Annotated in this window: 11 protein-coding genes; 4 read left to right on the top strand and 7 right to left on the bottom strand. The window is 42.3% G+C overall.

What is annotated here, in order from left to right; translation table 11 throughout:
• Positions 1–3 precede the first annotated feature (3 nt).
• Entirely contained in the window at positions 4–2,496 is a 2,493-nt protein-coding gene (locus KDU71_RS17910; protein WP_212192475.1) for a YfhO family protein, read from the bottom strand.
• 349 nt (positions 2,497–2,845) lie between these two features.
• Between KDU71_RS17910 and KDU71_RS17905 the strand changes: the two genes are divergently transcribed.
• The gene (locus tag KDU71_RS17905; RefSeq protein ID WP_212192474.1) at positions 2,846–3,526 is read left to right on the top strand and encodes a pseudouridine synthase; all 681 of its coding nucleotides are present in this window, start codon (positions 2,846–2,848) and stop codon (positions 3,524–3,526) included.
• A 65-nt stretch (positions 3,527–3,591) separates the two neighbouring features.
• Here the strand turns inward: KDU71_RS17905 and KDU71_RS17900 are convergent, their stop codons facing one another.
• Positions 3,592–3,843, bottom strand: a complete 252-nt coding sequence (locus tag KDU71_RS17900) for a hypothetical protein (protein ID WP_212192473.1) — start codon at positions 3,841–3,843, stop codon at positions 3,592–3,594.
• A 238-nt stretch (positions 3,844–4,081) separates the two neighbouring features.
• Between KDU71_RS17900 and KDU71_RS17895 the strand changes: the two genes are divergently transcribed.
• Positions 4,082–4,306, top strand: coding sequence for a hypothetical protein (locus KDU71_RS17895; RefSeq protein ID WP_212192472.1), 225 nt, complete (start codon positions 4,082–4,084; stop codon positions 4,304–4,306).
• Between the two features lie 137 nt (positions 4,307–4,443).
• On the opposite strand, the gene KDU71_RS17890 is transcribed toward KDU71_RS17895, so the two are convergent.
• Positions 4,444–5,994 carry a glycine--tRNA ligase gene (locus tag KDU71_RS17890; protein ID WP_212192471.1) on the bottom strand — a complete coding sequence of 517 codons (1,551 nt, stop codon included), beginning with the start codon at positions 5,992–5,994 and terminating at the stop codon, positions 4,444–4,446.
• Positions 5,995–6,273: 279 nt separating this feature from the next.
• Here KDU71_RS17890 and KDU71_RS17885 point away from each other — a divergent pair, with 279 nt between their 5' ends.
• Positions 6,274–6,474, top strand: coding sequence for a hypothetical protein (locus KDU71_RS17885; protein WP_212192470.1), 201 nt, complete (start codon positions 6,274–6,276; stop codon positions 6,472–6,474).
• A 96-nt stretch (positions 6,475–6,570) separates the two neighbouring features.
• On the opposite strand, the gene KDU71_RS17880 is transcribed toward KDU71_RS17885, so the two are convergent.
• Together KDU71_RS17880 and KDU71_RS17875 are read right to left on the bottom strand one after the other, a co-directional pair.
• On the bottom strand, positions 6,571–9,042 hold the full coding sequence (locus KDU71_RS17880; RefSeq protein WP_212192469.1) for a TonB-dependent receptor plug domain-containing protein: 2,472 nt from the start codon (positions 9,040–9,042) through the stop codon (positions 6,571–6,573).
• A 24-nt stretch (positions 9,043–9,066) separates the two neighbouring features.
• The gene (locus KDU71_RS17875; protein WP_212192468.1) at positions 9,067–9,579 is read right to left on the bottom strand and encodes a YfiR family protein; all 513 of its coding nucleotides are present in this window, start codon (positions 9,577–9,579) and stop codon (positions 9,067–9,069) included.
• A gap of 452 nt (positions 9,580–10,031) precedes the next feature.
• On the opposite strand from KDU71_RS17875, the gene KDU71_RS17870 reads away from it, so the two are divergent.
• On the top strand, positions 10,032–10,880 hold the full coding sequence (locus KDU71_RS17870; RefSeq protein ID WP_212192467.1) for a patatin-like phospholipase family protein: 849 nt from the start codon (positions 10,032–10,034) through the stop codon (positions 10,878–10,880).
• Here KDU71_RS17870 and KDU71_RS17865 read toward each other — a convergent pair.
• Positions 10,877–14,437, bottom strand: a complete 3,561-nt coding sequence (locus KDU71_RS17865; protein ID WP_212192466.1) for an SbcC/MukB-like Walker B domain-containing protein — start codon at positions 14,435–14,437, stop codon at positions 10,877–10,879. The genes KDU71_RS17870 and KDU71_RS17865 overlap by 4 nt on opposite strands.
• Before the next feature lie 3 nt (positions 14,438–14,440).
• Positions 14,441–15,655 (bottom strand): exonuclease SbcCD subunit D C-terminal domain-containing protein, encoded by a 1,215-nt coding sequence (locus KDU71_RS17860; RefSeq protein ID WP_212192465.1) that lies wholly within the window; start codon positions 15,653–15,655, stop codon positions 14,441–14,443.
• Positions 15,656–15,658 lie beyond the last annotated feature (3 nt).

Genomic DNA, 15,658 nt, shown 5'->3' with positions numbered 1-15,658 from the left:
TTCTTACTGCTTCTTACGGGCGATTACAACGGCACCAATGATAAGCAACAGAATGATGATGGAGCTGATGATGGCCACTGTTTGTCCTACAGCAAAAGATTGTGGCTTAAAACGGAACTCAATATCGTGCTCACCAGCCGGAATCATCAAGCCGCGCAGAATATAGTTGGTACGTATCATCTCCGCTTCTTTTCCATCAATATAGGCTTTCCACCCTTTGTCGTAGTAGATATCACTGAAAACAGCCAGTTGATCCTGTGGTGCATTCGACTCAAATATCAGGTAGTCGGGTGCATAGTGTGTCAACTGAATACGTCCCATCACCGAATCTACAGCATAGCCCTGTACCTGCTCGATAAAGCGCTTCTCAACCACTGCTGTTCTATGTAAGTCGGTAGTTCCCAACGCGGCAATCTCCTCATCAGGACTAGCCACTTGCTGAACATCTTTCACAAACCAGGCATTGCCCATGTAGTTAGGATTGAAGATAGGCGCTGCATTGCCACTATAGATTATGTACTTCGCATTCATCATGTTTAATACCGGCATGCTCTCCATGGCCACTTCCAGTTCGCCTGGTGTTTGAGCTGTTTGAAGCACACGCACCAGCTCCTGCCAGTCATTCATTAGGTACTTATCAACCACATCCTGGTAACGGCGCAGCTTGGCACCGTGAAATCCACCAACCGACTTATGCCAGTATGGGGTAAAGCCATCTTTAAACGGATCACGGTTGATTGGGAATACCCGGTAATAATCATCAGTATCTTTCAAAATGGCCTGATCGGCTTTGGACTGGGCCAGTTCCTGACGTGCCTTTGTTTTGGTCACAAAATTATCATTGTTCAGGTAGCGCTTTGATACGCCCCAAAGGTCAATAAAGACAATTAAAGCCAGTCCCCACATGAGGTAACGCTTCTGAAGCTTTCCTTGTGCAAAAAACCAAATAGAACCCGAACCAAGCAAGATGAATACAAATGAGCGCCATGCATCGGAAGTCATTAATACCTGACGCGCAGCAATCAGGTTAGACTCCAATAGCTGGTACATTTGAGCCTGCTCACCACCTTGTTGTATCTGTGCACCAAACTGTTGTGACTCCATTGGCGACAGAAACTCATATATTCCAAAGGCACCCGGAAATAAAGCAAATAATAGACTAACACCACCTGTTAGTGCGAAAGCAATGGCAAACCTCTTGCTATCTTTCTTAAGCTCCTCTGGCTTCTCCAGAATGGTTTTTAAGCCCAGAAAGCCTAACACCGGCATAGCCATAGAGGCCAATACCAACGCCATCTCAACAGTTCGGAATTTATTGTATAAGGGGAAATTGTAGAACATGAAATAGTTGAACCACTGCAGGTTTTTACCCCAGGCCAGCAATATTGAAAACACGGTAATTCCAATCAACCACCAGCGCTCTTTACCCTTGTAATAGAAGGCGCCAATAAAGAATAAAAAGCATATTAAGGCACCGGCATAAACGGGTCCACTGGTGAAGATACGACCACCCCAGTATTGGCTCGATTGCCCCACATATTCTTTCAAACGTGGATCAACGTGCTTCATAGCATCATCTGAATTAGCCAGAGCTTCAGAAGCACCACCTACAATATTAGGGATTAGCAGCGTTAATGTTTCGTGCTTGCCATAGCTCCAGCTAAAGGCATAGTCCACATCCAACCCCGAATGCTCCTTATGACCCTCTTTGGGCGTTAGCTCTGAAGCACCACGGATGGAGTATTTACCATACTCAGCAGTGGTCCACAGGTTGGTAATATTGGGCAACACCGCCAGCAGAGCAGCAATAACTAACATACCCGTTGTTTGGGCAAAAGGCTTAATGGCCTTTTCTTTAATAGCATATACCAATCGCGACAGCACAATGAAACCCACCATAAACGCCAGGTAATAGGTAATCTGCACATGGTTATAGGCAATTTCCATCCCCAATGCCACAGTGGTTATCACCACACCAATAAAGCGGTTGCGATTATAGGCATACAGCACACCTGCCACCACCGGTGCCATCAGCGCAATGGCATAGGTTTTTGTGATGTGCCCGGCGATAATTATTATGAGGTTGTAGGAACCAAAGGCAAAGGCAATGGCCCCAATCACACTGAGCCAGTGATCAACTTTCATACTCAACAGCAAAAGGTAAAAACCCAGCATGTATAAGAACACGATGGCTACAGTTTCGTATGGTAAACCCAAACGCGTGTAGCGGTTCAGGTAACTGAAAATATTTTTGGACGAGTCGCTTTTAATCTGGTAGGCCGGCATACCGCCAAACATGGAGTTGGTCCACATGGCCTTTTCACCGGTTTCTTTTTCATAGTCGTTTAACTCTTTTGACATGGCCTTGGCATGGGTATTATCCAGCTGCGGCAATTGCTTCCCTTCCAGCACTGGTGAGAAGTAAACAAAACTTAAAACGATAAATAACAAAACTGCGCCTAAATAAGGCAGATAGCCTTTCAATTTGTCGAACATGGTAGTGTGTTTATATTTTGCATGTGAAAATACGTAATGTAATTGGATTAGAAAAAAAGCTAATAATGTGAATCAATCGTTAAAACTTGCTTAACTATAAACCTTCAACCCATATCAGGATTGTTTTCTCACCATATTAACAACCCCGCGCTTCGCACGGGGCTATTATTGTTAATGTCCTACGGACATTTTCTTTATCCCGAAGGGATTTAATTTTAACATACCATGAATGCAACCAGCGGTATATTAATATATTACAAATAGTAACCCGGAGTGGGCTCAACTATTGATTCGCACTAATAGCTAACAGCTATCAGCTTTTCCAATACCTTTGTAACAAAATACAGCTATGCTCGAAATTATATACCAAGACCAATACCTGGTTGTTATCAACAAGCCCCACGGCCTGCTGGTGCACCGCAGCTCTATTGCGGCCGATGCTGAGGAGTTTGCCCTGCAGATGGTCCGCGATCAGATTGGCAAAACAGTATACCCGGTGCATCGGCTTGACCGGAAGACTTCGGGCATTCTGGTGTTTGCACTAAACAGCCGTGTAGCAGCCAGACTGAAAACCATCTTTGAGAATCCGGAAACGCAAAAAACATACATTGCCATCGTACGTGGATATTTCCCTGATGCCATTGTGGTGGACTATGCCCTCACCAATGACCGTGGTAAAACACAAGATGCCATTACTCACTTTAAAACCATCCGGCGAAGTGAACTGCACATTCCGTTTGGCAAATTTGACACATCGCGCTACTCGTTGATTGAGGCATACCCCAAAACAGGGCGGATGCACCAGATACGCAAACACTTGAACCACCTGCGCCACCCAATAATTGGCGACCGGCCGCACGGTTGCAACAAGCAAAACCGCTTGTTTAAAGAGCGTTGGAACATGACCACCATGCTGCTGCATGCCCGTCAACTGGAATTTGAGCATCCGATAACCAACGAAATGCTGGTGTTAAAAGCTGAGCCATTTGAAGAGTTTAAGAGGATGCTGAACGTACTGGAATTGAATTAGTATATCTTTTAGGTGCTACCTTCAGAAAATCATAATCACTATGAGGTTGCTCCATCCCTTATTCTTTATTCATTTGTTTCTTTCGCTCGACGAACCAGGTAACGCGACCCTATAAATTGCCCTAATATAGCAATCGCTATAAATAGTGGAATAAAGGCAACAGGTGTATCCAGCCATATGCGCAAGGGTATCAACACCGGTATTGAAGCATGGATGAGCAACCACCAGGGTATGCTCATCTTTTTGTAGTTAGCACGGTATTTCCCCAATACAAGATTCATTGCCAATGAAGCGACTGAAACATAAACAACTGCCATACCCTTAGTTTTATTTGCTTGCTAATATAGATGATAATAAGTTTTTAATGACGAAAGTTCTTTATAAGTTACCATTTGCATATAAGATTCCATGGCCCGTCATTAATATTCATCAAAAGAAAACTGTAAAGATCTTAATGAACCCATCAAACTCGTGAGCTGCGTTTATTTTCGTACAAAGCAATTAATTTATTATTGCTATTTTTAAATACACTTAATAAACTCAACACATCACATTATGAAGCATCTTATGTATGGGACCTGCCTCCTACTTTTTACCGGCATCTTTGGCTGCAAAAGCATTGGCATCTCTGGTAGTGGCTATGATGAATACCCCGAATACAAAGAAGGCTACCGCGATGGAGATCCGGATGCACCAAAGTTTGAAACAGTTGAGGAATGGAAGAAACGACAGGAAGAAGAAAAGGCTGAAGCAGAAAAGAAGAAGAATAAGAAGAATTGAATTTTTATCTTCTAAAAGCCTGATTTGACATTTTATTTATAGAAATACAAAGCCCGACTGATTTAACAGCCGGGCTTATTACTATTTTATAGCATCCGGCAACTTCTGCCTTCAGCCTTATAACTATCAACTGACTTCTACAAATTCTTAAACGCTTCGCGCATGCTCACCTTCTTGCCGATGATACCTTGCAGATCAGCAATTTTCACGCGCTCCTGCTCCATGGTGTCGCGGTAGCGAATGGTTACTGTATCGTCTTCCAGCGCCTGGTGGTCAACCGTTACACAGAAAGGTGTACCAATGGCATCCTGACGACGGTAACGCTTACCAATACTGTCTTTCTCATCGTACTGGCAGTTGAAGTCAAACTTCAACTCATCAATAATGGCACGTGCCTTTTCAGGCAGTCCGTCTTTCTTCACCAACGGCATAACGGCCAGTTTGATTGGAGCCAATACCGGTGGCAGGTTTAGTACCACACGTGTTTCCTTCTTACCATCTTTACCCTCTACCTCTTCCTCGTTGTAGGCACCTGCCATGATGCTCAGGAACATGCGGTCCACACCAATAGATGTTTCTACCACGTATGGCACATAGCTTTTGTTCAGCTCAGGATCGAAATATTGAATCTTCTTACCAGAGAATTCCTGGTGCTGAGACAAGTCGAAGTCGGTACGTGAGTGAATACCTTCCACTTCTTTAAACCCAAATGGCATTTTGAATTCGATATCGGTAGCTGCATTGGCATAGTGCGCCAGCTTCTCATGGTCGTGGTAGCGGTATTTCTCCTCACCCATACCCAGCGACTTGTGCCAGCGCAGGCGGGCTTCCTTCCAGTATTCGAACCACTTCATCTCTTCACCCGGACGCACAAAGAATTGCATTTCCATCTGTTCGAACTCACGCATGCGGAAGATGAACTGACGAGCCACTATCTCGTTACGGAAAGCTTTACCAATCTGGGCAATACCAAATGGCAGCTTCATACGACCTGTTTTCTGCACATTCAGGTAGTTAACGAAGATACCCTGTGCCGTCTCTGGACGTAGGTAAATTTTTTGTGCACCATCGGCTGTTGAACCCATTTCGGTTGAGAACATCAGGTTAAACTGACGTACATCGGTCCAGTTTTTAGTCCCTGAAATAGGACAGGCTATTTCATAATCGACAATGATCTGACGCAAATCTTCCAAATCATTATCGTTTAATGCTTTGGCAAAGCGGGTGTGTACCTCATCAATTTTCTTTTGATTAGCCAATACGCGCGGATTCGTCTCGCGGAATTGAGCTTCGTCAAAAGCCTCACCAAAACGCTTTTTAGCCTTGGTAACTTCCTTGTTGATTTTCTCTTCGAACTTCTGAATTAAGTCCTCCACCAACACATCGGCACGGTAACGCTTTTTAGAATCTTTGTTATCAATCAAGGGATCGTTAAACGCATCTACATGGCCCGAAGCCTTCCAGGTAGTTGGGTGCATAAAAATGGCTGAGTCAATACCCACCACATTCTCGTGCAGCAATACCATCGAATCCCACCAGTATTTCTTGATGTTATTCTTGAGCTCAACACCATTTTGCGCATAATCGTAAACCGCGCCTAATCCATCATAGATTTCGCTTGACTGAAAAACAAAACCGTACTCCTTACAGTGAGCCACCAGCTTCTTAAAAACGTCCTCTTGTGCCATATTATATTGTTATGATTTTTAATCAGAAGCACAAAAATAGTTGAAATTTGAAAAGTAGAGAAGTTTTTTTGTGATGGGTTTAAAATTAGATACAAGGATTTGGCTTTCATTAACATTCTTTGGCTTACTCAACACAGCAGGATGTTCAGTTATTTGCAACAAAAAGTAACCATTAGCCAGGTAATTCGTAGGATAGCGATCAATGGTATTTATGCATTGCAGTGCACAAATATATATAACCTTTTACACTGCAGTGAAGTTGAGGAGAACTATCCGTTAATGAAGAAAAGTTATACAAGGCCACAAATAACTCAAATAACTATTGATAAAAATATATCGCTGGTAATGATGAGCAATGTACTAGGCAATGGTAACGGGCAAGGCGGAGGCTGGGGGCCCGGAGGTAAACCTAAAGGTGCTGCACAAGCTACCAATACTCAACTCAACAGTAACCCATTCGAAAGCAATCCATTTCAGTAACAGACAATTATTGCATACAAAAAGCCATCCCGAAATGAGATGGCTTTCCTTTTTTTTAAGATGTTGTCCCTGAATCTTGTCAGGATATAATTCTCGTTAGAATTTAAAGTTAAGACCGCCCAGTACCATACCAGGTATCTCATCCATGTAAGCAAATTCTCTGTCTTTCATATTCAGGATATTTCGCCCGTTTACAAAGAAAGTAAGGTTATCGTTCGCTTTGTAACTCACCTTTGCATTCAATAAGAACTTAGCATCAATCGTTTCAGTACTGTATTGGTTTTCGAACGTTTGCTCACCAAAAAAATAGGCTTGCGGGAATATCTCAAGCTTTTTACAAGGGCGATACGTTAAAGAAAAACCTCCAAAATAGGATGGCGTAGCTTTATGCTCGTAATCGTCTTGCTCTACATCAGGTACTCCTCCTGTTGAGGAAACAATGGCATATGTCTGCTCTTCAGGATTTATTAGTCCTCCTTGCACTCCTCCGACATAGTCTGCAATTGCCTGTCCTATCTTAGTTGGTAAATCCGGATCAGCACTTAAAACACCGGCCTGATAGCCTACCACTTCATTTCTGTTTAAAGGAAAGTAGTTATCAAGCTTAGTTTGCTGATAGGTAAAGTTACCATTAGCCACCAGTTTCTCAGAAATCACCCAATCGAAAGAAGCTGTTACACCTTGTTGCTTAGCCACAAGATCCATGTTTTGATAATTGATATTAACAATGCCGTTAACATCAGGAGTTGCGCCGGTCATTGCAACGTCCAGAGGATTAAACACGGCAAAAGAAGTTGAAGAAGGCATTAATGCGCCAAAATCTTCAGATATTGTATAAAAAGCCTCAATATCCAGGAATAAGCTTTTAGCTGGTCTCGTTCGATAACCAACCTCAAACATGTCCATTGTTTTCAAATCATGGTCCTCATTACCATCAAATTGCATAATACGCGGGTATTCCATATTTACCACATTCCAGGTATAATTAGAATACGTATTAACCAGGAATGATGATTGATTAGCTCTTGAATAAACAGCTCTTACAATGTTATCATCACTGATTTTATAGGAGCCAACCAACTGCCATGATGCATATACATCATCAGGTTTATTATATTTTTCCGCACGCAAAGCAGCTACCAGACGCAACTTATCAGTTGGTCGGTAATCAAAGCGGGCACTACCGGCCAAAATATTGATAGTTCTTTTTTGGTTCAGGTAACCATTACCTACTTTAGCAATGTGTTCCGAATCATCATACGACATTGACTGATAGCTCACACCGGGACGAATGCTTACCTTACCCAGGTTCCAATCATATTCGGCCTGCAGGTTAAGCTGCTGGTTATCCAACTCAAAACCTTCATTACCTGACATATAGTCAATGGTTCCACCATTGTAATTAGCTTGCAGACTAAGTCCTTTATAATTAGCACGCATATCAACATACGAAGTAGAGGCAATTTTTGTGGTATAAGGAGTTGGCACATCACCCATACTTGAGGTCACAGCCTGCGAATTCTGATGCCCGGCCATTAAGCTGATATTTGTACTTTCAGATACTTTGTAATCTAGATAGGCATTAATACCCCTACGCTCTTTCGCTTGCTCAGGATCAGGAAAGGACTTGTAGATATCATATCTTTCACCTTTCACATCGTATGGAGGCCAAACAGGTAACGAACCATTTCTCATACGATTTATCTCTCCAACATTATAATATCCGGGATCTACAGGCTGACCATCTAACGAATATTGTGAACCACCTCGATCGTATATCAGGATTTCTTCACGTTCACGATCGCGTGCTTCAAAATTACCTGTTACTCCAATACTTATTTTATCGTTAAGCTTTTCACGATAAGCAATATCACCAATTAATGTATTTAAACTACCTGCCTGCACATTACCCGATACCAAAGGCGATTCGTCGGTAATGGTTTGTGTAATAATATTAATTACACCTGAAAGTGCATTGGGCCCATAAAGCGCACTAGATGGGCCACGAACAACCTCAATACGATCAATATCTTCAAAACCAACGGGCAATGTTTCCCATAATGTTCCCCCGTGCGAGTAGTTAAATACCGGACGGCCATTAATCATTACCAGCGTATTCATGTTTTCGGAATATAACAGCATGTTTTTGGCCGGTAGATTATCATTACCACGGATATGCACATCAAAATTACCATTGGTTTTTTCGCGCACAATTAAACCTGGCACAAGGCGCAAAGCCTCTTCAATAGTTGTTGCACCTGAAGCAATAATCTGGTCATGCGACAATACGGTTGTTGATAATGGTGAGTCGAAAAGGCTCTCTTCTGATTTTGATGCGGACGTCACATCCTTATTCAGCAATAGCTCATACAGTTCTTCGAGCGATGAAACACCTACTACATCAATGGCTGACATCAAATCTTCGAGTGATAAGGCACTCAGTTCCTCGGTTGTCATCGATAGTACTTTTTCTTTGGTTAAAGAAGTTTTTTCACCTTCTTGTGCCATTACACCAGCACAGGCAAACAGTGAAAACAATACGATGATAATGTATTTTGTTTTTAACATTTTTACGACTTTAAACAGTTGTTGCTATTGGACTTCAATGCCCAGACTTATTATTTTTTGTGTGACCTTAAGGTTGTGTGATTCGATTAATGCAGGACAGATTTCGTAACGTAACTTACCGCTGACGGTTACAAAAGAAATACCTGCACCCTGCTTACATAAACCACCTTTATCGGCCACCAGCAGCACAGGTTTATCCTGTTGCTCATAACTCAATGTCTGCATTAACGCGCTTTTGGCAGCGCCTAAAAATACAATGTGCGAATCACCCACTTCTTTCACACTTCGGGCCTGAACAATCTTAATGCTTTTGTTTCCGGCCTTTTTAACCTTCGCAATCTTCTCCAATTCTGCACTCACATCATCGTCACCCAAAATGGTGATTACCAAATCAGAGCCATTAGCTTCAGCCGGCCAGTCGATGTTTTTAGTAAAGTTGTAGAGGAAAAGTGCTTTGAAAGTGGCTGTTTGCCCTTTCATCTCACTTAACAATGCGCCTAAGCATAAGACGCAGATTAACAAGATTGATTTTCTCATGTTTGTTGTTTGTTATGCATGTATATCAATTTAAATGTATAATCAATATATCTGGCAAGACAAACGACCCGGAGAGACTTATTAGCTTAACGACAAAAGAATCTCATCAGCATAACTACTGCACATTACCGGTGCATGCACCGGCCACCAACAAAAACTGGTGCTTTAGCCGTTAATCCCAATGAGTCTTATGTCCGAAGTCAATTATCTCCCTAATATAATCTACTTCGATAATGGACGTGAAAATAGGTGTATACTGATAATTACACAAAAAAATATGATTAAATTACCATTACTTATGACGAATATAAACAGGTAAATGAGTACTCATAACAATTGTCATAATTTCAGCAATTATATGACAATAGCCTGCCAGACCTGTTATAGGTGGACTTACAAAGAAAAAGTGATATTTTGTATTACCGGTTTCAATCAATAATAACAACAGCATTATGAAAAGAAACAATAACAATAAAACGGTGTCACTCGTACTCGGAAGCGGCGGAGCAAGAGGATTAGCCCACATCGGTATCATACGATGGCTTCTGGAAAACAACTACACCATTCATTCCATTTCTGGCTGCTCAATTGGTTCGGTAATTGGCGGCATATACGCAGCCGGACAACTTGACAAGTTTGAAGAATGGGTACGATCACTCACCTTAGTGGATATTGCTTCTTATATGGACATTTCCTGGGGCAGCAGCGGACTAATCAAAGGTGAAAAACTAATTAATAAGCTTAAGGACCTTATAGGAGACACACATATCGAGCGACTTCCTATTAAGTTTGTTGCCGTTGCAGCTGACGTTAAAAATGAGAAGGAGGTATGGCTGTCGAAAGGCAACTTATTTGATGCCATCAGAGCCTCTATTTCATTACCATTGTTTCTTACTCCGGTTAATATTAATAATACCGAGCTGATTGATGGTGGTGTATTGAACCCTATCCCAATTGCGCCTGTTTTTAGTGACAGCAGCGACCTTATTATAGCAGTAAACCTTGGTGCCAAGTCCGATGCGTTAGAGAATAAGCCTACTGCTTCAAACAATAAAACTTCCGCTTTATGGAGAAAGAATATAAAAGAGCCGCAACAAAGCCAATCAGGCATGTATCAAATTGCCGATCAAGCATTTGATGCTATGCAAAATGCCATTGCACGACAAAAGCTGGCCGCATACCCTCCAGACTATATAATTGAGATTGCACGTAATGCCTGTGGGACCCTCGATTTTCACAAAGCAGATGAAATGATAGACCTGGGTTATAATAAAGCAGCTGAACTATTAAAGGACATCTAGCTTCTTACCATAAAAGTACTATAACCAGCTGCATCCTTTTGTAACTCAATCTGTGTAGTTACGCGCTCTTTGAGTGCCGGCACATGACTGATTATACCAATGGTTCGGTTGGTTTCAAGCTGCAGCCTTTCAAGTGCCGATAGTGCAAGGTCCAGTGTATTCTGATCCAGTGTTCCAAAACCCTCATCGATAAACAAACTGCCGATAACCGTATTTTGACCGGCCAAATCGGATAAGCCCAGCGCAAGCGCTAAACTTACCAGAAAACTTTCACCACCCGATAAGGTTTTGACCGACCGTTCAGCATTACCGTGGTATAAATCAACCACGAACAAATCGTCCAGATTGTCATTTTTAATGTACTTAACCTTGTAGCGATCACTTAAAGTTCCCAGGTGCTGGTTAGCCAGCTGTAAAACTTGTTTAAGTGTTAACTCCTGTGCAAACCTGGCGAATTTATTGCCGGTTGCATCACCTATCAAAAGTGTCAAGTCATTCCAGCGATTGACCACCTGCTCCTGCTTTTCTATTAACAAAGCTTTCTCCTTATGTTTGGCCTTGTTACTTTTATCTGCCTTTACACGCTCTGATAAGGCGCCAGCCTTACCAAGCGCCTCATTCAATAGGAGTTCTTTCGCTCTAAGAGCTTCCACTATCACTTCTTTACCTGGCAATTCTCTTGCTTTTTCTTCAAGTTTAGATAACCTGGCCTTGTGGTCTTTTAGTAAGTGCTCTAAGCGGTTTTCAGTTGCAGTAATTTCTTTTTGGCGACTTTCCAGTTGCTGCACTTCTTGTTCGGCTAATAAACTATTTAATGCAGCATCAATACTGGCAAGGTTGTGTGCTTCGAGTCGCTTTAGCAAAGCGTTTGAATCAGACATCAATCGTTGCTCATCCGTTTGTACCTGAGCACCTAATACCTCTTGACGCTTAGTTAATGTTGCTATTAAGGTAGAATTTTCTTTTAACCTGACATTCAGCTCATTGCTTCTATTTGCAACCTGCTCAGCCTGTTGCTTCAACTCCTGCTCAGCCTCATCGGGCAGTCGTTTACCAAACAGATTATCCCGCTCTGCATGTTTTGTTTTCACTGCTTTCTCAGCCATTTCAAGTTCTTTATCAAGTTCGGCAAAACGCCCCATGGTTTTCTTTAACTGCGCGCCCTTTTCATCACGGCTTACCTTCAACTGCAGCAATTGCTTCTCGTTTGCTTGCAAGGCTTCATGCTTAGATTGATAGCGTTGAAGTTTTTGTTCAAGCAATTGAATCAATTGATTAGATGACACCTGACGATCATCTATATTGTATTGTTTTAAAAACTGGTCTAACTTAAACTGCTCTGATGAAAAATTTTCCAATTGCTCCAACAGGTTCTGGAAATCTTTACTGCGCGAAACAGCCGTATTAAATTGCTCCACCAACCTGATAGTCTGTTCGACTTCAATCAGTTGCTTTGTCAGATGTTCTTTTTCTTCCTGTATCGTCTTCTGACTAATTGTAGACAACTTTATCTCCATGTCTTTGACCAGTCCTTCAATTGTTCTGCTATACTCTGCTGCTTTAAGCCCTACTTGTTCTATCTGCTGCTTATAAGCTATGATAGAGGATTTTAACCTCGAAACTTCTGCAATGAGTTGCTTCTCTTCATTTTTTAAGTTTAGCTGTTCTTCGTTTCTTTTAGCTAATTTGGTCTCTGTCTCATTAGAATTGACAGTGTAATGTTCCACATAAGGATGTTCCAGAGAGCCGCATAAGGGACACGCCTCTTCGGGTTTGAGCCTTTTCCGCGCTTCGTCATATTTAGCCTCCAGCAGTTCACGTTCCCTTCTTGCTTTTAGCTCCTCAATATGCTTGATATTAATCAGTTGAGCCTTATCAATTACTTGAAGCTTATTCTCATTCATTAACAACTCCTTGGATGCCTTATCTAAAGTCACAGATAAATCTTGTTGTTCCTTCTTCATCTCCTCCCGGGACTTTTCCAGCTCAAGGGCCTTTTCCAATGCGCGGTCTTTCTGCTGCACTATTTTTAGCGTCTCATACAGCTGCTCTTTATCATTTAACTGAGAACCCAGCAATTGCTTTTTATCCACAATAAATGCCTGACTTTGCTCTATGGCTTTGGACAGTATTTCCTTTTTTTCTGCCACATGTCGCACACTCTCCAATTGCTGCTTAGTCGGTGATGGCTCAAGCTCCTGTTGCTTTGATTCAGCCACTTTCTGTAATGATAGCACTACTTCTGATGTTTGCTTGATGAGAGGCAGCTGTTCGGCCAGCCGCTCTAATTGCTTATTGGAATCAATAAACGTATGCAGCTCCTTTTGGGTGACCTCCAACTGTTCAAGCTTCGCATCCTGCTCTTTTAATTCTTTGTGCAGGCTATCAATGAGCTTACCTTCTTCATCAGCCGTTTTCTTTAGGCGTAACAAAGAACTGTTTTCCAGCCTAATCGCTTCATCCAGCAGGCGCACCTGTTTGATGATGGGCCGTAACTCTTCTTCCCTAACTTTATGCTGTTCTATCAGCTGACTAAGGTCAGCTTTTTCCTCATTCAACGTTGACTGTTCATGCGTATAAGCAGCCAATTGCTCTTCATTTGTTTTAAACTCTTTACGCTTATCTTGCAGTAAATTTCGTTGACCCTGAATAGCTACAATATCAGCTTTCAGAGGCAGCACCTTCAAATGCTGCTGCAACCTTTTCTGATCCGGCTCAAAAGCTTCCTTTTGCTGTTTGACTGCCATCAGTTTCTCTTCGGTCAGTCCAACATCATTTTTTACTTGAGTGTATTCTTCCATCAAGCGTTGCTGATTTCTCAACTCGTCAATATGCTGACGTTGGTCTTTGGTCGAACCGTCAATTTCAAGCAGTTCCTTTTCTAACAGCAGCACTTGTTCTTCGGGTAATAGCTCTATTCCTTCAAGCTGCAATTGTAGTTGCCTGAGTACATCATTTTCTGCTTTTTGTCTTTCAAAACAGGTCTTGCCTATCTCGCGGTATATCTCGGTCCCAGTAATTTTCTCGAGTAACTCACCTCGCTCATTGGCATTCGACTTAAGAAAGCGGGCAAAATCGCCCTGAGAAAGTAATATGGAACGCAAAAACTGATCGAAATTCAACCCGATTAGTTGCGCATTATGCCTGGGCACCTCATTACGCTTAACATCCAGTGCTACAAAAGTTTCATCAGGCTCCTGCCTAGACAATACCAATGAGTAATCGCGTAAATTTCCGTTACGGTTAACAGAGATACCCCAATGCGAGCGATAGGTCACTCCTTTAGTACGATAGTCTAGTTGAGCCCACGCCTCTTCGGTGTTACGCGTTATAATGCTTCCCAAGCGGGCAATATCATTCTTCGAAACGGAACCGCTCCTTGGTGTTTGATTATAAAGTGCAAGGGTAATGGCATCCAGGATTGTTGATTTACCGGCTCCGGTTGGGCCAGTAATGGCAAATAAGCCAGTAGCCCCCAACGGGCCATTCACAAAATCTATATGGTGTTCTCCTTTTAGAGAGTTCAGGTTTTTGATGCGTAAATGAAGTAACTGCATGCACTATTCTTTTTCCGTCTGATGATAAAACTGATCCAACAATTCGGCGAATGTTTGGTTAAGGGTATCGACGTTGCTCACTTGTTTATTGTCCAAAAGGCTGTTGAATACATCTTGTACACTTAAATCACTCAAGGAAGTCGTTACAACACTATCATCCATTTCATTCCCTCCTGCAAACTTCAGCAAGGGTTTTATCACCATCAAATTGTTGTCAGCCTGATTTGTTTCCTCAATCAGTTTCTCAAAACTCTGGCGAATGGCCGTATCCATTTGCTCTTCCTCAACAAGCACTTCGGCCCAATCGGCCAGTTGTGATTCTCCCCGGTAGTTTTTTAATGCTGTTTTCACCTCCTCAAAGGTGCCGCTTACACGAATAAGCTTTCTGAAACTGGGGACTTTTAGCTCTGCCATTTCGATTGTTTGATCCTTTCGTACATCCAGTAACACCAGTTGCTTATTATCCTTTCGCTCTGAGAAGCTCAAAGGCAGGGGTGAACCTGAATAGCGTATTTTTCCATCAGCCGATAACTTTTGGGGCCGATGAATGTGCCCCAAGGCCACATAATCAAATACATTGGGGAATGATGTTGCCTGCAAACCCGCCAGGTTACCTATATGAATATCGCGCTCACTGTCCGATAACCCAGCCCCCTGCACATACAAGTGTCCCATGGCAATTATCGGGCACTTAAATGCTTTCGCCTCTGCCGCTACTTGCTCATAATGTTTGACAATACCTTGATTGGTAGCTTTCACACTGTCTTCATAGGACTCCCCCGCATTCACCTGCCGGATATCTTTATCGCGTAAAAATGGCACGGCCGCTACTACGCATTCGGTTTGTCCGTTAACAGCCAGCTCAATAATTTCATCTGCAATTGATGATTTGGCACCGCCTATTACCTGTATGTTTAAGGCCGAAAGTATTTCAGAAGGTGCTTCAAGTGTGCTGATATAATCGTGGTTACCTCCTGTAATGATCACCTGGCTGCAGTGCGTATGAATGAGAGAGGTCAAAAAGTTATAATACAACTTAAGCGCACTATTGGATGGGAAACCCACATCGAAAACATCACCAGCCACCAATAGAACATCTATTTGTAATTCATTAATCTTTTGCTTCAGCCAATCGAAGAAAAGTTGATGTTCTTCCTCCCGATCATTACCATGTAACTTTTGCCCAATGTGCCAATCTGAGGTATGAAGTATTCGCATGCA

The organism is Carboxylicivirga sediminis, from assembly GCF_018156225.1.
GTDB lineage: Bacteria > Bacteroidota > Bacteroidia > Bacteroidales > Marinilabiliaceae > Carboxylicivirga > Carboxylicivirga sediminis.
This window is presented reverse-complemented; position numbering and strand designations above follow the sequence as displayed.